This window comes from Streptomyces sp. NPDC026672 (genome assembly GCF_040638185.1).
Classification (GTDB): domain Bacteria; phylum Actinomycetota; class Actinomycetes; order Streptomycetales; family Streptomycetaceae; genus Streptomyces.
This window is the reverse complement of sequence record NZ_JBEZXS010000013.1, coordinates 43,374-66,564: the sequence shown is the minus strand read 5'-3', so window position 1 is coordinate 66,564 and position 23,191 is coordinate 43,374. Positions and strand designations below refer to the sequence as shown.

Below are 23,191 nucleotides of genomic sequence, written 5' to 3'. Positions count from 1 at the left end.
CGGGGCCGGCGGGCGGCCGCTACACGGGGTCGTAGGTGCGCTCGACCTTCTGCGTGCCGGTGCGGGTGCGGTAGGAACGGGCCCAGGACGAGGTGGCGTCGGCCTTCGTGCGGTCGGACAGGACGTAGTAGTCCATCTGCGCGCGGTCGGCGGTGATGTCCAGGACGCCGTAGCCGTGGCGGTCCGTGTCCACCCAGTGGACATGGCGGTTGGTGGCCTGGATCAGCGGGGCGGCGATCGCGGAGACGACGCCCTCGGGGACCTTCACGATGTCGTCGAGGTTGTCGGAGGTCACCGAGGTCACCACGAACTCCGTGGCGGCCGAGGCCGACAGCGGGTAGGTCCCGGCGTCCACCGGCACGTCGTTGGCCCACGCCATGTGGATGTCGCCGGTGAGGAAGACCGTGTTGCGGATGGCGTTCGAGCGCAGATGGGCGAGGAGTTCGCGCCGGTCGTCGGTGTAGCCGTCCCACTGGTCGGTGTTGATGGCGAGGCCCTCCTGCGGCAGCCCGAGCAGCTTGGCGAGCGGCTTGAGCAGGTCGGCGGAGAGCGAACCGACGGCGAAGGGGGAGATCATCACGGAGTTGCCGACGAGCCGCCAGGTGGTGTCGGACGTCTTCAGACCGGCCTTCAGCCAGTCGAGTTGGGCGCGGCCCGTGATCGTGCGGTCGGGGTCGTCGACCGAACCGCTGCCGACGGACGCCTGCTGCGAGCGGAAGGAGCGCAGGTCGAGCAGGGAGAGGTCGGCGAGCTTGCCGAAGCGCAGCCGGCGGTAGGTGGTGCCCGCGACGGCCGTGCGGACCGGCATCCACTCGAAGTACGCCTGCCGGGCGGCGGCCTGCCGGGCGGTCCAGGTGCCCTCGGCGCCCTCGGTGTGGTTCTCGGCGCCGCCCGACCAGGCGTCGTTGGCGAACTCGTGGTCGTCCCAGATCGCGATGACGGGCGCCTTGGCGTGCAGGGCCCGGAGGTCGGGGTCGGTCTTGTACCTGCCGTGCCGGGTGCGGTAGTCGGCGAGCGTGAGGATCTCGTGGGCCGGCGCGTGGGGGCGGACGACGGTGCCGCGGGTGCCGTAGTCGCCGGAGGCGTACTCGTAGATGTAGTCGCCGAGGTGCAGCCAGGCGTCGAGGTCGCCGCGGGCCGCGAGGTGGCGGTAGGAGGCGAAGTAGCCGGCCTCCCAGTTGGCGCAGGAGACCACGCCGAAGCGCAGGCCCTGCACGGCGGCGTCCGCCGCCGGCGCGGTGCGGGTGCGCGCCACCGGGGAGTCGGTGCCGCCCGCGGAGAAGCGGAACCAGTAGTCGGTGGCCGGGCGCAGGCCGCGGACGTCGGCCTTGACCGTGTGGTCGGAGGCGGCCGTGGCCGTGGTCGATCCCCGGAGGACGACGTTCGTCAGCGCCTTGTCCGTGGCGAGGACCCAGCTCACCTCGGTGTCCGGACCGAGCCCGGAGCCGGGTACGGCGTCGGCGGTGGGGGTGACACGGGTCCACAGGAGGATGCCGTCGGGCAGCGGGTCGCCGGAGGCGAGGCCGTGCAGGAAGGCGGGGGCGTCCGTGGCGGCGCGGGCCGGCAGGGCGGCGGCCAGAGGCCCGGCCAGGACAGCGGTCGCCGCCGCGGCCTTGACGACCGTACGGCGGCGTGGCGTAAGGGAGTTGGTGTCCTCGGATGGTCTGTATCGACTGGTCACGACCGATCAGGTTACTGATCGGTATATGCCAGAGCGGGCGAACCGGGAATGTTCGCCCGCTCTTCATCCGGCCGTCGCTCGGCGCGCGGCGGGGGTCAGGCCTTGAGGGCCGCGTCCACCACCGTGTTGAACTCCTCCACCGTCATCGGCGGGTTCTGGCTGCCGGGCGCGGTGAGCATCTTGCCGTCCATGACGAAGCTCGGGGTGCCCGTCACGCTGTCCTTGTTGGTGTCGAAGGTCTTCGACATGGCCAGGGCCCAGGCGTCGTAGGTGCCGTTCTTCACGGCGTCCTGGAACTTGGTGTTGCCCTTGAGGGCGGGGACGGTGTCGGCGACCTTGATCAGGTAGTCGTCGCTCTTGAACTTGTCGTCCGTCTCCTCGGGGTGGTACTTGCTGGAGTACAGGGCGGTCTTGTACTCCAGGAACGCCTCCGAGCTGACGTTCAGGGCGGCGCCCATGGCGCTCATCGCGTTCTTGGAGCCCTCGCCGCGGGAGCCGATGGTGCCCTTGCCGAGCGCGTCGCCGTCGATGAAGGTGCCGCCGACGTACTGGATCTTGAACTTGCCGTCGTCGATGTCCTTCTTCACCGTGGGGCCGACGGCCTGCTCGAACTGGGCGCAGATCGGGCAGCGCGGGTCCTCGTAGACCTTGAGGGTCTTCTTCGCGTCGGCCTTGCCTATGACCACGGTGGTGCCGTCGGTTCCCGTGGTGTTGGCCGGGGCGACGACCTTGTCGGACTTCAGGCCCTCCCAGTAGCTGGGCTTGTTGGCCTGGACGACGGCGTAGCCGATGCCGCCCGCCGCCGCGAGCACGGCCACGACCGAACCGGCCACGATGACCTGCCGCCTGACCTTGGCGCGCTTGGCCTGCTTCTCGCGCTCGACGCGCAGCCGCTCCCGGGCCGCCGACTTCTCGGTCTGGCTGTTCCGCTTGCTCATGGTGGTGATCTCCCTAGGGGACGCGCACACGCTGTGCACGGGATACGTGTGGGGGAACGGTCGTGCTCAGGGCGTCCGTCCGCCGCGGACGGACGCGGGATGCCGCTCAGCGCCAGGCGGGAGCCGGGGAGCGGAGGCGGGAGCACGGCGGGCCACGCCGTCCCAGGGAGAGCGCGAGAAGCAGATCGCGGGCGGCGGCCGTACGCGGCGCAGGGCGCGGCAGACGGCGGGCCGGAGTCAGCCGGACCGCCACGGCGGCGGCCGCCACGAGCAGCGGCCGGAAGGTGGTGGCGGCGACCGCGCGCAGCAGCTGGGCCAGGGCCCGCTCGCCGCGGCGCAACCAGCCGGCCGCGAGCAGGCCGATGCCGACGTGCGCGGCGAGCAGCAGCCAGGCGGCGCCCGGGTCGGCGTCGGCCAGCAGCGCGGCGGCGCGTCCGCCGTGTCCGCCGGTCACCCGGGCCAGCGGGGTGCCGACGGTGCCGCCCTGGCACAGCACGTCCAGGCCGACCGCGCGCAGCGGGCCGGCGACCGGGCCGCCCGCCCTGCCGTAGCAGGCGTGCTGGCCGGTGGTGAACACCGTGTCGGCGGCCAGTTCCAGCGGGACCAGCAGGGCCGCGATGTGGCCGAAGCCGCGCTCGCGGCCGGCCAGCGCGTACGCCGTGGCGAACACGCCGGCCGCGACCGCCGCCACGGTCGGCAGGGGCAGCGGGACCCGTGACAGCAGCACGTGCGACGCGGTGCTGAGCGTCACGACCACAGCCGTGAACAGCGCCGCGCGCACGGCTCTGAGCGGGATCCCGGATATGTCCATAACGGTGGAGAGTCTGTCACGTCCTCGGGTAAGGGACCCCTAAAGGATGCCTGTGAGTCCGGATGGTCACAGCCCCGGGATCCGGCCGTTGCGGAACAGGTCGACGAAGATCTGGTGGTCGGTCCGCGCGCGGGCGCCGTAGTCGTGGGCGAACGAGGTCAGGAGGTCCGCGAAGCCGTCCTCGTCGGCCGCGATCGCCGCGTCGATGGCCCGCTCGGTGGAGAACGGCACCAGGGACTCGCCGGAGGTGTCGTCGGCGGCCGCGTGCATCGTGGCCGTCGCCCGGCCCAGGTCGGCGACGACGGAGGCGATCTCCTCCGGGTCGTCGATGTCGCCCCAGTCCAGGTCGACCGCGTACGGCGAGACCTCGGCGACCAGCTGGCCCGTGCCGTCCAGCTCGGTCCAGCCCAGCCACGGGTCCGCGTGCGCCTGGAGGGCGCGCTGGGAGATCACCGTGCGGTGGCCCTCGTGCAGGAAGTAGTCGCGGATCGCCGGGTCGGTGACGTGGCGGGAGACCGCCGGGGTCTGGGCCTGCTTGATGTAGATGACGACGTCGTTCTCCAGGGCGTCGCTGTGGCCCTCCAGGAGGATGTTGTACGAGGGCAGGCCGGCCGAGCCGATGCCGACGCCGCGGCGGCCCACGACGTCCTTCACCCGGTACGAGTCGGGGCGGGCCAGGGAGGTCTCCGGCAGGGTCTCCAGATAGCCGTCGAAGGCCGCGAGGACCTTGTACCGGGTGGCCGCGTCCAGCTCGACGGAGCCGCCGCCCGGCGCGAAGCGGCGCTCGAAGTCGCGGATCTCGGTCATCGAGTCCAGCAGGCCGAAGCGGGTCAGCGAGCGGGCGTCGCGCAGCGCGTCCAGGAGCGGGCCCTGCGCGGTGTCCAGCGTGAAGGGCGGCACCTCGTCGCTCTTGGCGCCCGTGGCCAGCGCGTGCACACGCTCGCGGTACGCGCCCGCGTAGATCCGCACCAGCTCGGTGATCTGCTCGTCGCCGAGCGCCTTCGCATAGCCGATCAGGGCGATGGAGGCGGAGAAGCGCTTGAGGTCCCAGGTGAAGGGGCCGACGTACGCCTCGTCGAAGTCGTTGACGTTGAAGATCAGACGGCCGTTGGAGTCCATGTACGTGCCGAAGTTCTCCGCGTGGAGGTCGCCGTGGATCCACACGCGGGAGGTGCGCTCGTCCAGGTACGGTCCGCTGAGCACCCTCCCGCCGCCCCGCCCGGCGTTCCCCGCGTCGAGGTCGTGGTAGAAGAGGCACGCCGTGCCCCGGTAGAACGCGAAGGCCGAGGCCGCCATCTTGCGGAACTTGACGCGGAACGCGGCCGGATCGGCGGCCAGGAGCTGGCCGAAGGCGGTGTCGAAGACGGCGAGGATCTCCTCGCCGCGCTGCTCGTCGTTGAGCCGGGGAACCGACATCGCGGGGTGCCTCCTGGTGCATGACGTGAACGACAGCGGGTCTGTCGTGTCCAACGCACGACGGTACGTGGGAGTGCCCGTCAGGTGTCAGTGCCGGGGCATAGACTTCGGCGCTGTCCCCCAGACCGTTCGCAGCCGGTCGGAAGATCGTCGACGCATGTTTCCCTCGGAGGCAGAAACCGTGTCAAAGCCGCCCTTCACGCACCTGCACGTCCACACCCAGTACTCGCTGCTGGACGGTGCCGCGCGGCTGAAGGACATGTTCAACGCCTGCAACGAGATGGGCATGACGCACATCGCCATGTCCGACCACGGCAACCTCCACGGGGCGTACGACTTCTTCCACACCGCGAAGAAGGCGGGGATCACCCCGATCATCGGGATCGAGGCGTACGTCGCCCCCGAGTCCCGGCGCAACAAGCGCAAGATCCAGTGGGGTCAGCCGCACCAGAAGCGGGACGACGTCTCCGGTTCCGGCGGTTACACCCACAAGACGATGTGGGCCGTGAACAGCACCGGCCTGCACAACCTCTTCCGGCTCTCCTCCGACGCCTACGCCGAGGGCTGGCTGCAGAAGTGGCCCCGGATGGACAAGGAGACGATCTCCCAGTGGTCCGAGGGGATCGTGGCCTCCACCGGCTGCCCCTCCGGCGAGCTCCAGACCCGGCTGCGCCTCGGCCAGTACGACGAGGCGCTGAAGGCCGCCGCCGACTACCAGGACATCTTCGGCAAGGACCGCTACTTCCTGGAGCTGATGGACCACGGCATCGACATCGAGCACCGGGTCCGCGACGGCCTGCTCGAGATCGGCAGGAAGCTGGGCATCCCCCCGCTGGTCACCAACGACTCGCACTACACCTACGCGCACGAGGCGACCGCCCACGACGCCCTGCTGTGCATCCAGACCGGCAAGAACCTCTCCGACCCCGACCGCTTCAAGTTCGACGGCACCGGCTACTACCTGAAGTCCACGGACGAGATGTACGCCGTCGACTCCTCGGACGCCTGGCAGGAGGGCTGCGCCAACACGCTCCTGGTCGCCGAGATGGTCGACACCACGGGCATGTTCGAGAAGCGCGACCTGATGCCCAAGTTCGACATCCCGGAGGGCTTCACCGAGGTCACCTGGTTCAAGGAGGAGGTCCGCCGCGGCATGGAGCGCCGCTTCCCCGGCGGCATCCCCGAGGACCGCCAGAAGCAGGCGGACTACGAGATGGACGTCATCATCTCGATGGGCTTCCCCGGCTACTTCCTCGTGGTCGCCGACTTCATCATGTGGGCCAAGAACAACGGCATCGCGGTCGGCCCCGGCCGAGGCTCCGCGGCCGGCTCGATCGTCGCCTACGCCATGGGCATCACCGACCTCGACCCGATCCCGCACGGTCTGATCTTCGAGCGGTTCCTCAACCCCGAGCGCATCTCCATGCCCGACGTCGACATCGACTTCGACGAGCGCAGGCGCGTCGAGGTGATCAGGTACGTGACGGAGAAGTACGGCGCCGACAAGGTCGCCATGATCGGCACCTACGGCAAGATCAAGGCCAAGAACGCGATCAAGGACTCCGCGCGCGTGCTGGGCTACCCGTACGCGATGGGCGACCGCCTCACCAAGGCGATGCCCGCCGACGTCCTCGGCAAGGGCATCGACCTCGACGGCATCACCAACCCCTCGCACCCGCGCTACAACGAGGCCGGCGAGATCCGCGGGATGTACGAGAACGAGCCGGACGTCAAGAAGGTCATCGACACCGCGAAGGGCGTCGAGGGCCTGGTGCGGCAGATGGGCGTGCACGCCGCCGGCGTGATCATGTCCAGCGAGCCCATCGTCGACCACGCCCCGATCTGGGTGCGGCACACGGACGGCGTGACCATCACGCAGTGGGACTACCCGCAGTGCGAGTCGCTCGGCCTGCTGAAGATGGACTTCCTCGGCCTGCGCAACCTGACGATCATGGACGACGCCGTCAAGATGGTGAAGTCCAACAAGGGCATCGACCTCGACCTGCTGGCCCTGCCGCTCGACGACCCGAAGACCTTCGAGCTCCTCCAGCGCGGCGACACCCTGGGCGTCTTCCAGTTCGACGGCGGCCCCATGCGCTCGCTGCTGCGCCTGATGAAGCCCGACAACTTCGAAGACATCTCCGCCGTCTCCGCGCTCTACCGTCCGGGCCCGATGGGCATGGACTCGCACACCAACTACGCGCTGCGCAAGAACAAGCTCCAGGAGATCACCCCGATCCACAAGGAGCTGGAGGAGCCCCTGGAAGAGGTCCTGGCCGTCACCTACGGCCTGATCGTCTACCAGGAGCAGGTGCAGAAGGCCGCCCAGATCATCGCCGGCTACTCGCTCGGCGAGGCCGACATCCTGCGCCGCGTCATGGGCAAGAAGAAGCCCGACGAACTGGCCAAGAACTTCACCATCTTCCAGGCCGGCGCGCAGAAGAACGGCTACAGCGATGAGGCGATCCAGGCCCTGTGGGACGTGCTGGTGCCCTTCGCCGGCTACGCCTTCAACAAGGCGCACTCCGCCGCGTACGGCCTGGTCTCGTACTGGACCGCCTACCTGAAGGCGAACCACCCCGCCGAGTACATGGCCGGTCTGCTCACCTCGGTCAAGGACGACAAGGACAAGTCGGCCGTCTACCTCAACGAGTGCCGCCGCATGGGCATCAAGGTGCTCCCGCCGAACGTCAACGAGTCGGTCCACAACTTCGCGGCGCAGGGCGACGACGTGATCCTGTTCGGCCTGGAGGCCGTGCGCAACGTCGGCACCAACGTGGTCGAGTCCATCATCAGGAGCCGCAAGGCCAAGGGCAAGTACGCGTCCTTCCCGGACTACCTCGACAAGGTCGAGGCGATCGCCTGCAACAAGCGCACCACGGAATCGCTGATCAAGGCCGGCGCCTTCGACACCATGGGGCACACCCGCAAGGGACTCACCGCCCAGTACGAACCGATGATCGACAACGTGGTCGCGGTCAAGCGCAAGGAGGCCGAGGGACAGTTCGACCTCTTCGGCGGGATGGGCGAGGACACCAGCAGCGAGCCCGGCTTCGGACTCGACGTCGAGTTCACCACCGAGGAGTGGGAGAAGACGTACCTGCTCGCCCAGGAACGGGAGATGCTCGGCCTCTACGTCTCCGACCACCCGCTGTTCGGCCTGGAGCACGTGCTGTCCGACAAGGCCGATGCGGGCATCGCCCAGCTCACCGGCGGGGAGCACGCGGACGGCGCGGTCGTCACCATCGGCGGCATCATCTCGGGCCTCCAGCGCAAGATGACCAAGCAGGGCAACGCCTGGGCCATCGCCACCGTGGAGGACCTCGCCGGTTCCATCGAGTGCATGTTCTTCCCGGCGACCTACCAGCTCGTCTCCACCCAACTCGTCGAGGACGCCGTGGTGTTCGTCAAGGGCCGCCTCGACAAGCGCGAGGACGTGCCGCGCCTCGTCGCGATGGAGCTGACGGTCCCCGACCTGTCCACGGCCGGCACCAACGCGCCCGTGATCCTCACCATCCCGGCCACGCGGGTCACCCCGCCGATGGTCAGCCGCCTCGGCGAGATCCTCAGCCACCACAAGGGCGACAGCGAGGTCCGCATCAAGCTCCAGGGCCCCCGCAAGACCACGGTGCTCCGCCTCGACCGGCACCGGGTGAAGCCGGACCCGGCCCTGTTCGGCGACCTGAAGGTGCTGCTCGGCCCGTCCTGCCTGGCCGGCTGAGCGAGCGCGACACGAAGAGGGGCGCACCCCGCGTGGGGTGCGCCCCTCTCAGGCGCTCGGGCCGTCACCGGCCCCACCGGGTCGATCGAGTCCCGGGACGGCGGCCTCAGTTGTGGCCGAAGCGCTTCTGCTGCTTACGCGCAACATCCGCCGGGCCGCCCTGCACTTGGGGTATCGGGGACTCGTGCGTCTCCGACCGGTGCGCCTGCTCCGATGCCTGTTCGGCCTGCGAGGCGCGGTTCTGCGGGCCGGCCTGCTTGCGGTTCTTGTTCTTGGCCATGGTGATCTGCCTCCTGAGGGGGATGAGGGGCCAGGGCCGCCATCAGATTCACATAGGCAGACAGGAGGCGCATGTCGGATAATTACCGTCTGTGACAGGGAATGTCGGTGACCACGGCACCGAAACGCCACGCCGAAGATCGAGTTCCGGCCGTTAACCCCCGCGTGGTCGGGCAGACTCGAAGCACAGCCTGTAGCAATCCTCCCAGGAAGAGGGTGAGTCGCGTGGACCGCTGCATCGTCCTGGTGGACGCCGGGTATCTGCTGGGAGCCGCCGCGAGTCTCCTCGCCGGTGAACCGTCGCGTTCCCGGATCACCGTCGACCATGCCGCCCTCATCCAGGGGCTGCGTGAACGCGCCGAGGCCGACACCGAGCGCCCACTGCTGCGCATCTACTGGTTCGACGGCGCCCCCGACAGGGTGCCCCAGCCCGAACACCGCAGGCTGCGCGTCATGCCCCGGGTCACCGTCCGGCTCGGTGCCCTCACCCGCAGTGACGGCCGCTGGGCCCAGAAGGGCGTGGACGCGGCCATGCACGCCGAACTGACCGAACTCGCCCGCAACCGCGCCTGCTCCGACATCGTCCTCGTCACCGGCGACGGCGATCTGCTGCCCGGCATGATGGCCGCCAAGGAACACGGCGTCGCCGTGCACCTGTGGGCCGTCCAGGCCGCCGACGGCGACTACAACCAGTCCGAGGACCTGGTCGCCGAGGCCGACGAACGCCGCGTCCTCGACCGTACGTGGATCACCAAGGCCGTACGCGTCAAGGAACTCGGCGGGATCTGCGCCCCGCCGCCCGTGCCCCGGCCCGAGATCGCCGCGATCCTCTCCGCGCCCCTGCCCGACTCCGCGCTCGCCGGCGCCACCGAGCGGCCCCCCGTGCAGGAGGAGCAGCCCGCGCCCGCCGCCGGTGAGAACGGCGCCCAGGAACGCGTCCCCACGGCCAAGGGCGTGCCCACCCCCAAGGACCTCGCCGCGCTGCGCGCCCCCGGACCGCACGCCGTCCAGCACCCCACGACCGCGACCCTGCGCTGGTCCTCCGACAAGGGCTGGGTCGACCGGCCCGGCGCCGCCGCCGAGTCCCCCGACGTGACCGCCATGCCGACGCTCGCGCAGCTCACCACGGCCGAGCAGCGGTGGGCCGACCGCGAGGAGGACATCACCACCGTCGGCGGCGACCCCTACGAGGTCGGACAGGTCTTCGCCCGCCGCTGGACGGCCCGCCTCGGCGACCAGAACCACCTGCAGAAGCTGTCCGGCATGTACCCGCGCATCCCGCACCGCATCGACGGCGAGCTGCTGCGCTACGCGGCCCGCTTCGGTCTGCTCGCCCACAAGGACGACCAGATCGACGAACACGACCGTTACGCCATCCGGGCGGGGTTCTGGCGTGAGATCGACCCCCGGACGGCGACCGAGCGTGCCCCCGCGGGCGAGTGAGACGGCCTGACGCGCCCCACCCCGGGAACGGCCGGGGCGCCCGGACCCCTTAGGCTCGTCCCTTGTGAGTACGCGCGCGGCACAGGCACTTCGGCACCAGAGTGACGTCGTGTGCGCCGTGCGCGGGCTGACCAAGACCTACCCGGCCGTGCGCGCGCGGCGGGGAGTGCCGGCGGTGCCCGAGGTCCGCGCCACCGACGGCGTGGAGCTGGACGTCCGGCGCGGGGAGATCTTCGGACTCCTCGGCCCGAACGGCGCCGGCAAGTCCACCCTGGTCCGGCAGCTGACCGGACTGCTGCGCCCCGACACGGGCAGCGTCGAGATCCTCGGCCACGACATCGTGCGCCACCCCGAGCGGGCCGCGCGCATCCTCGCCTACCTCGGCCAGGAGTCCACCGCGCTCGACGAACTGACCGTCTCCCTCGCCGCCGAGACCACCGGACGCCTGCGCGGCCTGGAGGTACGGCGGGCGCGGGCCGAGCGGGACGCCGTGCTCGACGAGCTCGGCCTCACCCCGATCGCCGGGCGCGCGCTGAAGAAGCTGTCCGGCGGGCAGCGGCGGCTGGCCTGCTTCGCCACGGCACTCGTGGGCCCGCGCCCGCTGCTCGTGCTCGACGAGCCGACCACCGGCATGGACCCGGTGGCCCGGCGGGCGGTGTGGGCGGCCGTCGACCGGCGGCGGGCCGAGCAGGGCACGACCGTGCTGCTGGTCACCCACAACGTCATCGAGGCCGAGACCGTCCTCGACCGGGTCGCCGTCCTCGACCAGGGCCGGGTCATCGCCTGCGACACCCCGGCCGGGCTCAAGGAGCGCGTCGCCGACGAGGTGCGGGTCGAACTGGTGTGGCGGGAACGGGCGCCGCTGGAGGTGCCCGAGATCGCCGTGCTGCGGGAACGCGCCACCGAGTCCGGGCGCCGCTGGACACTGCGGCTCGCGCCCGAGGAGGCCCGCGCGGTCGTCGCCACGGTCACCGGCGGCGCCGCCTTCGCCGCGCTGGACGACTTCACGCTCGCCACGCCCAGCCTGGAGGACGTGTACCTGGCGCTGGGCGGGGCCGCCCGGCAGGGGCTGGTGAAGGCGTGAGCGTGAGCGGAAGGGGCGCGGGAGCCGTACGGTCCCTTGAGGACGGTTCCGCCCCCGTACGGAAGAGGAGCTGCTCGACGTGAGTGTCGTACCCGCGGAGGTTCTGCCGGGCGGTGCCCTGGCCGTGGAGGACACGGCCGCGGGCGCGGCCGGGCTGGGGCCGCGCGCGCGGCTGTGGCCGTCGCTGGTGGCCGTCTACCGGGCGCAGCTGTCCCGGGCCCGGGTGGCGCGCATCCCGCTGCTGTTCGTCGCGACCTTCCAGTCCGTCGGCATCATGATCATGATGCGCGGAGTGGTCGACAGCCGCGGCGAGGCGCAGTCCGTGGTGGCCGGGTCCTCGATCGTGGTCGTCGCCTACGTTGCCCTCAACCTGCTCGCCCAGTACTTCGGGCACCTGCGGGCCAGCGGCGGGCTCGACCACTACGCGACGCTGCCGGTGCCGCCGGCGGCGGTCGTGCTGGGCGCGGCGGGGGCGTACGCCTCGTTCACCGTGCCGGGGACGCTGGTGACGGCCGTGTTCGGGTCCGTGCTGTTCGGGCTGCCGCTGACCAACCTGTGGATACTGCTCGCCGTGATCCCGCTCGCCGGCGCGGCGCTCTCCGGGCTGGGCGCGGCCTGCGGGCTGCTCGCGCCCCGGCCGGAACTGGCGACGCTGCTCGGCCAGTTGGGCATGTCCGCGGCGCTGCTGCTGGGGGTGCTGCCGGCCGACCGGATGCCCGAGATCGTACGGCTGGCACGGGACCTGCTGCCGTCGACGTACGGCGTGGAGGCGTACGCGCGGACCTTCGGGGCGCGTCCCGACTGGGCGCTCGTCCTCGCTGACCTGGGGGTGTGCGCCGGGGTCGGGGTGGTGTCGCTGGCCGTGGCCACCTGGGCGTACCGGCGGGCCGCCGTCCGATGACGCGCCGCACAGGCGGGCCTGGCACGATGTCAGGGTGACCGCACCGTTCTCGCCGCCTCCGCCGCCGCACGACCAGTCCTCCTACCAGGCGTGGCAGGTGCCGCCGCCGGTGGCCGGGGGCGCGTACGAACAGGACGGGCCCGGGATGAAGACGGAAGTGCGTGAGGCCGCCGTGGTCGCGGTCGCGCTGACGGTGTGCGGGGTGTTGCTCGGGCTGCTGTGGGTGTGGCTGGCGCCGCACGTGCCCCTGGTGGGGGACCAGGTCGACAAGAACTGGGTCGTGTACCTCAAGGACAGCGAGGGCGAGCAGGCGATCGGGGTGGACGGCACGTTCACGCTGCTGGCGCTGGCGTTCGGGGCGGTGAGCGCGGTCGTGGTGTTCCTGCTGCGGCGGCGGGGCGGGGTGCCGCTGGCGGTGGGGCTGGGGGTCGGGGCGTTGCTCGGCGGGGTCGTCGCCTGGCGGCTTGGGGTGTTCCTGGGGCCCGAGAAGGACGTGATCGCTCACGCGAAGGCGGTGGGGAAGGGGGTCACCTTCTCGGCGCCGTTGAAGCTGGGGACGAAGGGGGCGTTGCTGGCGTGGCCGTTCGCCGCGCTGGTGGTCCACCTGGGACTGACGGCCCTGTTCGGCCCCCGCGACCCGGAAACCCTGCCCCCGGCGTAACGGGCCGACCCGGCTGCCCCACCACCCCGGGGGCTCCGCCCCCGGCCCCCCGAGACCCGTGCCCACCCGCCACCCGACTCGGGACGTCATAAGGCGGGGCAAGGGCGGGAAGGGTCGGTGGGTGGGGAAGGTGGGCGTCGCACGGTGTGCCCATCACCCGACTCGGCAGATCGAAGAGCGAGCTTCGCGAGTTGTGTCGCCAGGCCGTGTCAGGGGCGGGCGATGGGAGCCAGCGTGGCTTCTGTCAGGGTGGTCAGGGTGGTGGGGGAGAGTTCCACCTCCAGGCCGCGGCGGCCCGCCGAGACACAGATGGTGGAGTGGGCCGTCGCCGAGTCGTCCAGGACCGTGGGGAGCCTCTTGCGCTGGCCCAGGGGGGAGATGCCGCCGCGGACGTAGCCCGTGGTGCGTTCCGCCAGGGCCGGGTCGGCCATCGCCGCGCGTTTGCCGCCCACCGCGGCCGCCAGCGCCTTCAGGTCCAGGGAGCCCGACACCGGCACCACCGCCACCGTCAGCGCGCCGTCGACGTCCGCCACCAGCGTCTTGAACACCCGCTCGGGGGACACCCCCATCGCCTCGGCCGCCTCCTCGCCGTACGAGGGGTGCGCGGGGTCGTGCTCGTAGGAGTGCACGGTGTACTGCGCGCCCGCCGCCGTCAGGGCCACCGTCGCCGGTGTGCCGCCCGGCTGCTGCTTCTTCGACTTCTTCGCCACGGGTGTTCCGGATCTCAGTTCAGGCTCGTCGGGCCCCGCGTCAGGTCCGACGCGGGCAGTGAGGGCAGGTTACGGATGATGGCCGTCTCGGCGCGAAGGAGTTTCAGCTCGTCCCGCAGCCGCGACGCCGTGTCGGGCGCCTGGAGCAGCCGCTGCTTCGTCGGGGTGTCCAGCATCATCGCCGCGGCCACCAGGTAGGACACCACCGCCGGCTCGTCCGGCAGGTCCGCACCCGAGGCCAGCGACCGCTCCCGCGCCCCCGCCAGCCGCTTCTGGTACTGCCGGAACGACCGCAGTACCCCCTCCGCCAGCGCCCCCGCCTCGTCGCCCGGCTCCTCCGCCAGCGACTCCAGCTCCGCCGTCAGGAACGGCCCCGACGCGTCCACCGACAGCAGCCGCACCCGGGTCGTCCCGGTCGCCAGCACCTCGAACGTGCCGTCGGCCCGCTCCCGGATCGTCGCGGCGTCGGCCACACAGCCCACCCCGTGGAACGCCCGGACCGGGTCGGGGCCGAAGCCCGCGGCGGGGCCGCGCTCGGGCTGCGCCGTGGGGTCCGGCATGCCCGGCGCGCTCGGCGCCACCTCGTGGCCGTCGCGGATGGCCACGACGGCGAACCGGCGCGGTTCGTCCTCGGGGGACTTCAGCAGATCGCGCATCATGGCGCGATAGCGCTCCTCGAAGACGTTCAGAGGGAGCACCAGTCCCGGGAACAGCACCGAGTTCAGCGGGAAGAGGGGGAGACGGACGGTGGTCACGGCGTCACAGCCTAATGGTCACCGGCGGAAGTGTGTCCGCCGTCCTCGCTCCCGGGCCGCCGCGGGGACGGGATGAGCCCGGGATCCGGCGCCGACAGCTCCGCGCGCAGCCGCAGGAAGTGACCCAGCGGATCGTCGGACACGCGGTCCCACGGGAAGGACGTGACGTACGGCCCGATCAGCCGGAGCTGTTCCAGTGCGTCCTGCCGCCGGCCCACGGCCACCAGCACGTACGCCAGCAGATTGCGCACCTCGGCCGGCCACGGGTCACCCGCCGGGAAGCGCGCGGACAGCGCGATCGCGCGGTCGGCGGCGGCGTCCAGCCGGGCCGCGCCCACGCGGGTGCCCCGGGCCAGGCAGGCGACCGCCGCGCGGACCGGGAGCGCCTGGACGAGCGCGTCGGCGGGGGCGTCCTGGGCGGCCGACTCGGCGAAGTCGAAGCACTCGCCGTGGGAGCCGCGCGAGGTCGCGGACAGATGGCGCAGGGCGGCGACGTGGCAGCCGTAGTGGTGCGGCGAGCGGCGCACCGCCTGCGCCCACAGCCGCTCGAACTCCGGGTGCCCGGCGCGGACCCCGTGCGCGTGGTCCAGGGCGAGCCGCCAGGGCACCGGGTCCTGCGGACCGGCGTCCGCGGCGGCGGCGATCAGCGGGCCCACGTCGGCGAGCAGTTCCGTACGGGCCGGGGACGCCATGCCGCGGTCGACGGCGAGCTGGGCCAGCAGCAGGAGGACACCGGGGTCACCGGGGGCGGCGGCCCGCCAGTCCGCGACCCACTCGGGGCGGGAGCGGGCGAAGGCGGCGAGCCCCAGCACGTAACGGTCGCGGTCCTCCCACGCGGCGGCCCCGCGGGTGGCGGCGAGCAGATCGGCGGCCGGGCCGTACTCGCCGCGGCCGGCCCCGACCAGCGCGGGGGCGAGACGGTCGTCGGGCGCGTCGAGCAGGACCTCGTCGTCGGCCGGCGATCCGGCGGGGCGCGAGGAGGTTCGTGACCTCCGGGCGGAGCGGAGGAGCGCGCGCAGCAGAGCCATGGTGCCGACCATTGAAAGACGCAGGTCGCGGACGCGCCAGGCCATCGGGACAACTCATGGAAAGTTGTACGCGTGACGGTCAAGGGAGGGTAAAAGGTGACTGTTCCTCACCTGTCGGGCGCCCGTCGCACGCCTCTCACGCCACAGGAGTCACAGCCGTACCATCCGCTGCCGTACCACCGGCTGCCGCACCACTCGCTACCCCCGGCGCAGCAGCCGTGTCGCGCCCGCCGCCACCGTCGTCGCCAGGATCCAGCCCACCAGGATCAGCACCGCCGCCAGCCACTGCCAGGGACCGCGCAGCTGCCACTGCCCCGCCTGACCCAGATCGATCACCGGGAGCAGCAGGTCCAGCGCGAACAGGGCCGGGTTCCACACCGGATGCGCGCCGGGCCCCGCCTGCGGACGTCCCGCGTGCGCGAACGCCAGCGTGGCCACCGCCCACAGCACCGCCATCCACACCGCCGCCCGGCCCGGCCGGTACCCGTAGGCGACCGTCCAGTCCTGCACGTACCCCCACAGCTTGCCCGCCAGCGGCAGCGTCTCGCGGCGCCTGCGCTGCTTCGCGAGCAGCACCTCGCGCGCGTCCTCGTCCTCCCCGGCGGCCCGCAGCACCGCGGCCAGCCGCTCGTACGGCTCCGGGTGGTACTCGGCGGTGGCCGCCGCCACCCACTCCAGCCGCCGCTCCAGCGGGAACGGCCCCTGCGGCACCAGGTTCTCGTAGACGAAGCCGCCCATCTGGAGGCTGCCCGGACCCGGCCAGCTGCCCGCACGGTCCACCAGCGTGACGATCCGCGCGCCCGACAGCACCACCTTGCCGAGCGCCGGCCGCTCCCCGACGAAACGCAGCTCCGGCGTCTGCACCCGGCGCAGCGACAGCTCCTGCTCGTCGGTGAACACGAACCGCGCCCGCTCCAGGTCGACCGAGTCCCCGAACCGCCCGTCGTCCAGCCGCACCCCGCCCTCGCACTCGAAGCGCTGGATGCGCGTCCCGCGCGCGGGCGTCGTCCCGCTCAGCAGCGGGCTGCCCACCCCGGCCGGGGTCAGATAGAGCGTGCGCCCGACGGTCAGCTGGGGCGCGTTCAGCGCGAGCCGTGTGTACGGGTTGGCCAGCCGGGCCCCGCGCAGGCTGAGCGACACCCCCACCTTGGCGCCGCGCAGGCTCAGCTCACCGTGCGACTCCAGCAGCTCGGCCTGGAGGTCCTGGCCGACGGTCATGCCGTCCCCTGCGATCGAACGGCCGGTGCGGTCCCGGTAGACCACCGCCTGGTTGAGCATGAGGTCGGTGCCTATGTGCGCGTCGGTGAGCCGGACGCCGTTGTGGAAGCGGCAGCGCGGCAGATGCAGATCGCCCTCGGTGCTCACCCGGGCGGCCTCGAGCCGCGGCACCGAGCAGTTCACCAGCCGGGCGGTCGTGAACCGGGCCTCCGGCAGCAGCACCTCCCGCTCGAAACGGCAGCCCTTCAGCTCGACGTACGGCGTCACCGTGCCGCCCGCCAGGTCCACGGTGCCGGTGATCTGCACGCCCGACAGCTTCAGGGACGCCACCCGGCCCGCGAGCGGCGGCGGACCGTCCAGCAGCAGCCAGCACACGATCCGCGCCCGCACCGTGCGCCCCGGCCCCCACGGGTGCCCGCCGTGCGGATCGTCGACGACCGGGTCGCCGCTGCTCAGGTCGTACACGGTGCCGTTGCGGAACGCCTGCCACATGCCCGCCTCGGCCGCCGTCAGGTCGTTCGGCAGGTCACCGGCGCGCAGGCCCTCCCCGTCGGTCACGGCTGTGCTCTCTTTCTCTGTTTCCTCTGCTTGATCCGAATGCTCGGGTTCCTCCGCTTCTCGCGGTGACGCTCCGCTCATGCGCGGTGGTGCAGCGTTGATGCCCGGTGCGCGACGCCCGGAACACTAGACGGGAGGGTGATCTTCCGGGTTCCGGCCACGTTCTGTATCAGCCATTGATACGCGCGGACGATGCCCCACCCCGGTCTGAGAGAATTGAAACCGTGATCTCCCGAATCGATCTGCGTGGCGACGCCCTTCCCGAGGGCCCCGCCCTGCGCGACCTGCTGCCCCGAGCCGACTTCGACGTCCAGGCCGCCCTCGAGAAGGTGCGTCCCATCTGCGAGGCCGTGCATCATCGGGGCGACGCGGCGCTGATCGACTTCGCCGAGAGGTTCGACGGGGTACGGCTGGAATCCGTCCGCGTCCCCGCGCGGGCGCTCACCGACGCGCTCGACGCGCTCGACCCCGCCGTCCGCGCGGCCCTGGAGGAGTCCGTCCGCCGCGCCCGCCTCGTCCACCGCGCCCAGCGCCGTACGACGCACACCACCCAGGTCGTGCCGGGTGGCACCGTCACCGAGAAGTGGGTGCCCGTCGAGCGGGTCGGGCTCTACGCGCCCGGCGGCCGCTCCGTCTACCCGTCCTCCGTGGTCATGAACGTCGTGCCCGCCCAGGAGGCCGGCGTCGAGTCGATCGCGCTCGCCTCGCCCGCCCAGGCCCCCGCCTTCGAGAACGATCCGGCCGGCGGGCTGCCGCACCCCACGATCCTCGCCGCCTGCGCCCTGCTCGGCGTGGACGAGGTCTACGCGGCCGGCGGCGCGACCGCCGTCGCGATGTTCGCCTACGGCACCGAGTCCTGCGCCCCCGCCGCCATGGTCACCGGCCCCGGCAACATCTGGGTCGCCGCCGCCAAGCGCTTCTTCACCGGCCGCATCGGCATCGACGCGGAGGCGGGCCCGACCGAGATCGCGATCCTCGCGGACGACACGGCCGACCCGGTGCACGTCGCCGCCGACCTGATCAGCCAGGCCGAGCACGACCCGCTCGCCGCCGCCGTCCTGGTCACCGACTCCGTCGAGCTGGCCGACGCCGTGGCGAAGGAGCTGGAGCCGCAGGTCGCGGCCACCAAGCACGTCGACGACCGGATCGCCCCCGCCCTCGCCGGCCGGCAGTCCGCGATCGTCCTGGTCGACGGCGTCGACGAGGGCCTGCGGGTGGTCGACGCGTACGGCGCCGAGCACCTGGAGATCCAGACCGCCGACGCCGCCGCCGTCGCCGACCGGGTCAGGAACGCGGGCGCGATCTTCATCGGACCCTGGGCCCCGGTCTCGCTCGGCGACTACGCCGCCGGGTCCAACCACGTGCTGCCCACCGGCGGTTGCGCCTGCCACTCCTCCGGCCTGTCCGTCCAGTCCTTCCTGCGCGGCATCCACGTCGTGGACTACACGAAGGACGCGCTGGCCGAGGTCGCGCACCACGTGGTGACGCTCGCGGAGGCGGAGGACCTGCCCGCGCACGGCGCGGCGGTCAAGGCGAGGTTCGGCTGGAAGGTGCCTGAGAGCAAGTGAGCTTCGGAATCGACGATCTGCCCGTACGGGACGAGCTGCGCGGCAAGTCCCCCTACGGCGCGCCCCAGTTGGACGTGCCCGTACGGCTGAACACCAACGAGAACCCCTACCCGCTGCCCGAACCGCTGGTCGAGCGGATCGCGGAGCGGGTGCGCGAGGCCGCCCGCGACCTCAACCGCTACCCGGACCGGGACGCGGTGGAGCTCCGCACCGAGCTGGCCAAGTACCTGACCAGGACCGGCAAGCACCCGCTCGGCCCGGAGAACGTCTGGGCGGCCAACGGCTCCAACGAGGTCATCCAGCAGCTCCTCCAGACCTTCGGCGGACCGGGCCGTACGGCCCTCGGCTTTGAGCCGTCGTACTCGATGCACTCCCTCATCGCGCGCGGCACCGGCACCGGCTGGATCTCCGGCCCCCGCGGCGCGGACTTCACCATCGACCTGCCCGCCGCCGAGCGCGCCGTCGCCGAGCACCGCCCGCACATCGTCTTCGTCACCAGCCCCAACAACCCCACGGGCAACGCGGTCCCGGCCGACACGGTCCTCGCGCTGTACGAGGCGGCACAGGCGGCCGGGCCGACCATGGTGATCGTGGACGAGGCGTACGTCGAGTTCAGCCACGGCGACTCGCTGCTGCCGCTGCTCGACGGCCGGCCGCACCTCGTCGTCTCGCGCACCATGTCGAAGGCGTTCGGCGCCGCCGGACTGCGCCTCGGCTACCTCGCCGCGCACCCCGCCGTCGTGGACGCCGTCCAGCTCGTCCGGCTGCCGTACCACCTCTCCGCGGTCACCCAGGCGACCGCGCTGGCCGCCCTGGAACACACCGACACGCTGCTCAAGTACGTCGAGCAGCTGAAGGCCGAACGCGACCGGCTCGTCGCCGAACTGCGCGCCATCGGCTACGACGTCACCGCGTCCGACGCCAACTTCGTGCAGTTCGGCCGGTTCGAGGACGCGCACACCGCCTGGCGGAAGATTCTCGACCGGGGCGTGCTGGTCCGGGACAACGGCGTACCGGGACGGCTGCGGGTGTCCGCCGGGACCCCCGAGGAGAACGACGCGTTCCTGGACGCGGTCCGTGAACTGAAGAAGGAGCTTGAGGCATGAGCCGCGTCGGGCGCGTGGAGCGCACCACCAAGGAGACCTCGGTCCTGGTCGAGATCGACCTCGACGGCACCGGCAGGACCGACATCGCGACCGGGGTCGGCTTCTACGACCACATGCTCGACCAGCTCGGCCGGCACGGTCTGTTCGACCTCACCGTGAAGACCGACGGCGACCTGCACATCGACTCCCACCACACCATCGAGGACACCGCCCTCGCGCTCGGCGCCGCCTTCCGGCAGGCGCTCGGCGACAAGGTGGGCGTCTACCGCTTCGGCAACTGCACGGTCCCGCTCGACGAGTCCCTCGCCCAGGTCACCGTCGACCTCTCCGGCCGCCCCTACCTCGTGCACACCGAGCCCGAGAACATGGCGCCGATGATCGGCGAGTACGACACCACGATGACCCGGCACATCCTGGAGTCGTTCGTCGCCCAGGCCCAGGTCGCCCTGCACGTGCACGTGCCCTACGGGCGCAACGCGCACCACATCGTGGAGTGCCAGTTCAAGGCGCTCGCGCGGGCGCTGCGCTACGCGAGCGAGCGCGACCCGCGCGCCGTCGGCATCCTCCCGTCCACGAAGGGCGCCCTGTAAAGCCATGAACGGCCTGTCCACCATCCTGATCGTCGTCGGCCTCTTCCTCGTCGGCGGCATCGTCTCCTTCGTCAAGCAGCAGATGCCCCGCAGCCTGATCGTGCTGCTGTCCATCGGCGCGGCCATGTGCCTCGCGGCCGGCGTGCTGCGGCTGGAGGTGTGGAATTGAGCAGCCCCGCGAACAGCCCCGCGCGCGGCCGGAAGAAGGTCGTCGTCTTCGACTACGGCTTCGGCAACGTGCGCTCCGCCGAGCGCGCCCTCGCACGGGCCGGGGCCGACGTCGAGATCACCCGTGACTTCGACGCCGCCATGAACGCCGACGGACTGCTCGTACCGGGCGTCGGCGCCTTCGCCGCCTGTATGAAGGGGCTGCGCGAGGCGCGCGGCGACTGGGTCGTCGACCGGCGGCTGTCCGGCGGGCGCCCGGTCATGGGCATCTGCGTCGGCATGCAGATCCTGTTCGCGCGCGGCATCGAGCACGGCGTGGAGACCGAGGGGCTGGACGAGTGGCCCGGCTCGGTCGAGCCGCTGGAGGCCGACGTCGTGCCCCACATGGGCTGGAACACCGTCGAGGCGGCGCCCGGCTCCGAGCTGTTCGCGGGCCTCGACACCGACGCCCGCTTCTACTTCGTGCACTCCTACGCCGTCCACGACTGGTCCCTGGAGACGCTCAACCCGGCCATGCGGGCGCCCCGGGTGACCTGGTCGACGCACGGCAGGCCGTTCGTGGCGGCCGTGGAGAACGGCGCGCTGTGGGCCACGCAGTTCCACCCCGAGAAGTCCGGCGACGCCGGCGCCCAGCTCCTCATCAACTGGATCGGAACACTGTGAGCAAGCTCGAACTCCTCCCCGCCGTCGACGTCCGCGACGGCCAGGCCGTCCGCCTCGTGCACGGCGAGTCCGGGACCGAGACCTCGTACGGCTCCCCGCTGGAGGCCGCCCTCGCCTGGCAGCGCGCCGGCGCCGAGTGGCTGCACCTGGTCGACCTGGACGCCGCGTTCGGCACCGGTGACAACCGCGCCCTGGTCGCCGAGGTCACCGGGGCCATGGACATCAAGGTGGAGCTGTCCGGAGGCATCCGCGACGACGCCTCGCTGGCCGCCGCGCTCGCCACCGGCTGCACGCGCGTCAACCTCGGCACCGCCGCCCTGGAGAGCCCCGAGTGGGTCGCCCGGGTCATCGCCGAGCACGGCGACCGGATCGCCGTCGGCCTCGACGTGCGCGGCACGACCCTGCGCGGGCGCGGCTGGACGCGGGACGGCGGCGACCTCTACGAGACGCTGGAGCGGCTCGACAAGGAGGGCTGCGCGCGCTACGTCGTCACCGACATCGCGAAGGACGGCACGCTCCAGGGCCCCAACCTGGAGCTCCTGAAGAACGTCTGCGCCGCCACCGACCGCCCGGTCGTCGCCTCCGGTGGGGTGTCGTCCCTGGACGACCTGCGGGCGATCGCCGATCTGGTGCCGCTCGGTGTCGAGGGCTCCATCGTCGGGAAGGCCCTCTACGCGAAGGCGTTCACCCTCGAAGAGGCCCTGGAGGCGGTGTCCCGGTGAGCGACGTACGACGCGTGTCCACGGGCGCGCCCTGGGAGGAGCAGTTCGGCTACTCCCGTGCGGTGGAGCTGCCGGGCGGCCTGGTGCTGGTCGCCGGCTGCGCCTCGGTCGTGAACGGCGAGATCGTCGGCGGCGGCCCGTACGAGCAGGCGGTGAACTCCTTCAACGTCGCGCTGTCGGCGCTGGAGCAGGTGGGGCTCGGCCGGGACGACGTCGTACGGACCCGCATGTACATCACTCACGCGCGTGACGTGGACGAGGTCGGGCGGGCGCACAAGGAACTGTTCGACGCCGTCCGGCCCGCCGCAACGATGATCATCGTCTCCGGTTTCGTGGACCCGAGCATGGTCGTCGAGGTCGAGGTGGAGGCGTTCCGGGGGGTGCCCGCATGACCCTGGCGGTCCGAGTCATCCCCTGCCTGGACGTGGACAACGGCCGGGTCGTCAAGGGCGTGAACTTCCAGAACCTGCGCGACGCGGGCGACCCCGTCGAGATGGCCAAGGTGTACGACGCCGAGGGCGCCGACGAACTCACCTTCCTGGACATCACCGCGTCCTCGGGCAACCGGGAGACGACCTACGACGTGGTGCGCCGCACCGCCGAGCAGGTGTTCATCCCGCTGACGGTCGGCGGCGGCGTGCGCACGGCCGACGACGTGGACCGGCTGCTGCGGGCGGGCGCCGACAAGGTGGGCGTGAACACCGCCGCCATCGCCCGCCCCGACCTGATCCGCGAGATCGCGGAGCGCTTCGGCCGGCAGGTCCTGGTCCTGTCGGTGGACGCGCGCCGCACGGAGTCCGGCTCCTTCGAGGTCACCACCCACGGCGGGCGCCGGGGCACCGGCATCGACGCGGTGGAATGGGCCCACCGCGCGGCCGAGCTGGGCGCCGGGGAGATCCTGCTCAACTCGATGGACGCCGACGGCACGAAGGACGGCTACGACCTGGAGATGATCGCCGCCGTCCGCAAGCACGTCACGGTCCCGGTCATCGCCTCCGGCGGCGCAGGCGCCCTCGCCCACTTCCCCCCGGCGATCACCGCGGGCGCCGACGCGGTCCTGGCGGCCTCGGTCTTCCACTTCGGCGACCTGAGGATCCCCCAGGTCAAATCGGCCCTCCGGGAGGCGGGCCACCCGGTCCGCTGAGGCGGGTGGCCCCCCGCGCGGGCGGG

22 protein-coding genes are annotated in these 23,191 nt (G+C 71.9%); 13 read left to right on the top strand and 9 right to left on the bottom strand.

Translation table 11 applies throughout. From position 1 onward, the window contains the following. Positions 1-19: 19 nt before the first annotated feature. The 4 genes from AB0F77_RS17325 to AB0F77_RS17310 form a co-directional block, all read right to left on the bottom strand. A complete protein-coding gene (locus AB0F77_RS17325; protein WP_361948484.1) occupies positions 20-1,681 on the bottom strand; it encodes an alkaline phosphatase D family protein in 1,662 nt (553 codons plus the stop codon). 95 nt (positions 1,682-1,776) lie between these two features. Then, positions 1,777-2,619 carry a thioredoxin domain-containing protein gene (locus AB0F77_RS17320; protein WP_361948481.1) on the bottom strand — a complete coding sequence of 281 codons (843 nt, stop codon included), beginning with the start codon at positions 2,617-2,619 and terminating at the stop codon, positions 1,777-1,779. A 106-nt stretch (positions 2,620-2,725) separates the two neighbouring features. Further along, positions 2,726-3,430, bottom strand: coding sequence for a hypothetical protein (locus AB0F77_RS17315; protein WP_361948478.1), 705 nt, complete (start codon positions 3,428-3,430; stop codon positions 2,726-2,728). Positions 3,431-3,496: 66 nt separating this feature from the next. Continuing rightward, positions 3,497-4,846: a DUF2252 domain-containing protein gene (locus AB0F77_RS17310; protein ID WP_361948475.1), complete on the bottom strand. Its 1,350-nt coding sequence runs from the start codon at positions 4,844-4,846 to the stop codon at positions 3,497-3,499. 181 nt (positions 4,847-5,027) lie between these two features. Here AB0F77_RS17310 and dnaE point away from each other — a divergent pair, with 181 nt between their 5' ends. After that, on the top strand, positions 5,028-8,567 hold the full coding sequence (gene dnaE, locus AB0F77_RS17305; protein WP_361948473.1) for a DNA polymerase III subunit alpha: 3,540 nt from the start codon (positions 5,028-5,030) through the stop codon (positions 8,565-8,567). 106 nt (positions 8,568-8,673) lie between these two features. On the opposite strand, the gene AB0F77_RS17300 is transcribed toward dnaE, so the two are convergent. Then, the gene (locus tag AB0F77_RS17300) at positions 8,674-8,847 is read right to left on the bottom strand and encodes a hypothetical protein (protein WP_361948470.1); all 174 of its coding nucleotides are present in this window, start codon (positions 8,845-8,847) and stop codon (positions 8,674-8,676) included. A 224-nt stretch (positions 8,848-9,071) separates the two neighbouring features. Between AB0F77_RS17300 and AB0F77_RS17295 the strand changes: the two genes are divergently transcribed. The 4 genes from AB0F77_RS17295 to AB0F77_RS17280 all read left to right on the top strand — a co-directional run bounded on the left by AB0F77_RS17295 (position 9,072) and on the right by AB0F77_RS17280 (position 12,935). Beyond that, positions 9,072-10,289 carry an NYN domain-containing protein gene (locus AB0F77_RS17295; protein ID WP_361948467.1) on the top strand — a complete coding sequence of 406 codons (1,218 nt, stop codon included), beginning with the start codon at positions 9,072-9,074 and terminating at the stop codon, positions 10,287-10,289. A 64-nt stretch (positions 10,290-10,353) separates the two neighbouring features. Continuing rightward, on the top strand, positions 10,354-11,373 hold the full coding sequence (locus AB0F77_RS17290; protein WP_361948464.1) for an ABC transporter ATP-binding protein: 1,020 nt from the start codon (positions 10,354-10,356) through the stop codon (positions 11,371-11,373). Positions 11,374-11,452: 79 nt separating this feature from the next. Beyond that, positions 11,453-12,274: an ABC transporter permease gene (locus tag AB0F77_RS17285; RefSeq protein ID WP_361948461.1), complete on the top strand. Its 822-nt coding sequence runs from the start codon at positions 11,453-11,455 to the stop codon at positions 12,272-12,274. Between the two features lie 34 nt (positions 12,275-12,308). After that, the gene (locus tag AB0F77_RS17280; RefSeq protein WP_361948458.1) at positions 12,309-12,935 is read left to right on the top strand and encodes an AAA family ATPase; all 627 of its coding nucleotides are present in this window, start codon (positions 12,309-12,311) and stop codon (positions 12,933-12,935) included. 209 nt (positions 12,936-13,144) lie between these two features. On the opposite strand, the gene ybaK is transcribed toward AB0F77_RS17280, so the two are convergent. From ybaK to AB0F77_RS17260, 4 genes are all read right to left on the bottom strand, one after another. Then, complete coding sequence (gene ybaK / locus AB0F77_RS17275) at positions 13,145-13,645, bottom strand: Cys-tRNA(Pro) deacylase (protein ID WP_361948455.1); 501 nt, start codon at positions 13,643-13,645, stop codon at positions 13,145-13,147. 14 nt (positions 13,646-13,659) lie between these two features. Further along, positions 13,660-14,400 carry an LON peptidase substrate-binding domain-containing protein gene (locus AB0F77_RS17270; protein WP_361948452.1) on the bottom strand — a complete coding sequence of 247 codons (741 nt, stop codon included), beginning with the start codon at positions 14,398-14,400 and terminating at the stop codon, positions 13,660-13,662. 11 nt (positions 14,401-14,411) lie between these two features. Next, positions 14,412-15,440, bottom strand: coding sequence for a hypothetical protein (locus AB0F77_RS17265; protein WP_361948860.1), 1,029 nt, complete (start codon positions 15,438-15,440; stop codon positions 14,412-14,414). Positions 15,441-15,626: 186 nt separating this feature from the next. Beyond that, positions 15,627-17,204 (bottom strand): oxidoreductase, encoded by a 1,578-nt coding sequence (locus tag AB0F77_RS17260; protein WP_361948449.1) that lies wholly within the window; start codon positions 17,202-17,204, stop codon positions 15,627-15,629. Positions 17,205-17,428: 224 nt separating this feature from the next. Here AB0F77_RS17260 and hisD point away from each other — a divergent pair, with 224 nt between their 5' ends. Genes hisD through hisF form a run of 8 tightly spaced genes read left to right on the top strand, consistent with a single transcriptional unit; the run spans position 17,429 to position 23,165 of the window. After that, positions 17,429-18,772, top strand: a complete 1,344-nt coding sequence (hisD, locus tag AB0F77_RS17255; RefSeq protein ID WP_361948446.1) for a histidinol dehydrogenase — start codon at positions 17,429-17,431, stop codon at positions 18,770-18,772. Next, the gene (locus AB0F77_RS17250; RefSeq protein ID WP_361948443.1) at positions 18,769-19,878 is read left to right on the top strand and encodes a histidinol-phosphate transaminase; all 1,110 of its coding nucleotides are present in this window, start codon (positions 18,769-18,771) and stop codon (positions 19,876-19,878) included. The genes hisD and AB0F77_RS17250 overlap by 4 nt, the downstream gene beginning before the upstream one ends. Continuing rightward, positions 19,875-20,468, top strand: coding sequence for an imidazoleglycerol-phosphate dehydratase HisB (gene hisB, locus AB0F77_RS17245; RefSeq protein WP_361948440.1), 594 nt, complete (start codon positions 19,875-19,877; stop codon positions 20,466-20,468). The genes AB0F77_RS17250 and hisB overlap by 4 nt, the downstream gene beginning before the upstream one ends. Before the next feature lie 4 nt (positions 20,469-20,472). Continuing rightward, positions 20,473-20,637, top strand: coding sequence for a hypothetical protein (locus AB0F77_RS17240; protein ID WP_361948437.1), 165 nt, complete (start codon positions 20,473-20,475; stop codon positions 20,635-20,637). Next, a complete protein-coding gene (hisH, locus tag AB0F77_RS17235) occupies positions 20,634-21,299 on the top strand; it encodes an imidazole glycerol phosphate synthase subunit HisH (protein WP_361948434.1) in 666 nt (221 codons plus the stop codon). The genes AB0F77_RS17240 and hisH overlap by 4 nt, the downstream gene beginning before the upstream one ends. Beyond that, positions 21,296-22,021 (top strand): bifunctional 1-(5-phosphoribosyl)-5-((5-phosphoribosylamino)methylideneamino)imidazole-4-carboxamide isomerase/phosphoribosylanthranilate isomerase PriA, encoded by a 726-nt coding sequence (gene priA / locus AB0F77_RS17230; protein WP_361948431.1) that lies wholly within the window; start codon positions 21,296-21,298, stop codon positions 22,019-22,021. Before hisH ends, priA begins: the two co-directional genes overlap by 4 nt. Continuing rightward, the gene (locus AB0F77_RS17225) at positions 22,018-22,413 is read left to right on the top strand and encodes a RidA family protein (RefSeq protein WP_361948428.1); all 396 of its coding nucleotides are present in this window, start codon (positions 22,018-22,020) and stop codon (positions 22,411-22,413) included. Before priA ends, AB0F77_RS17225 begins: the two co-directional genes overlap by 4 nt. Next, complete coding sequence (gene hisF, locus AB0F77_RS17220) at positions 22,410-23,165, top strand: imidazole glycerol phosphate synthase subunit HisF (RefSeq protein WP_361948425.1); 756 nt, start codon at positions 22,410-22,412, stop codon at positions 23,163-23,165. Before AB0F77_RS17225 ends, hisF begins: the two co-directional genes overlap by 4 nt. Positions 23,166-23,191 lie beyond the last annotated feature (26 nt).

Coding starts and splice junctions, on each gene's coding strand:
- AB0F77_RS17320 (WP_361948481.1), bottom strand. CDS start 2,619: ATGAGCAAGCGGAACAGCCAGACCGAGAAGTCGGCGGCCCGGGAGCGG.
- AB0F77_RS17315 (WP_361948478.1), bottom strand. CDS start 3,430: ATGGACATATCCGGGATCCCGCTCAGAGCCGTGCGCGCGGCGCTGTTC.
- AB0F77_RS17310 (WP_361948475.1), bottom strand. CDS start 4,846: ATGTCGGTTCCCCGGCTCAACGACGAGCAGCGCGGCGAGGAGATCCTC.
- AB0F77_RS17300 (WP_361948470.1), bottom strand. CDS start 8,847: ATGGCCAAGAACAAGAACCGCAAGCAGGCCGGCCCGCAGAACCGCGCC.
- AB0F77_RS17265 (WP_361948860.1), bottom strand. CDS start 15,440: ATGGTCGGCACCATGGCTCTGCTGCGCGCGCTCCTCCGCTCCGCCCGG.
- hisB (WP_361948440.1), top strand. CDS start 19,875: ATGAGCCGCGTCGGGCGCGTGGAGCGCACCACCAAGGAGACCTCGGTC.
- AB0F77_RS17240 (WP_361948437.1), top strand. CDS start 20,473: ATGAACGGCCTGTCCACCATCCTGATCGTCGTCGGCCTCTTCCTCGTC.
- hisF (WP_361948425.1), top strand. CDS start 22,410: ATGACCCTGGCGGTCCGAGTCATCCCCTGCCTGGACGTGGACAACGGC.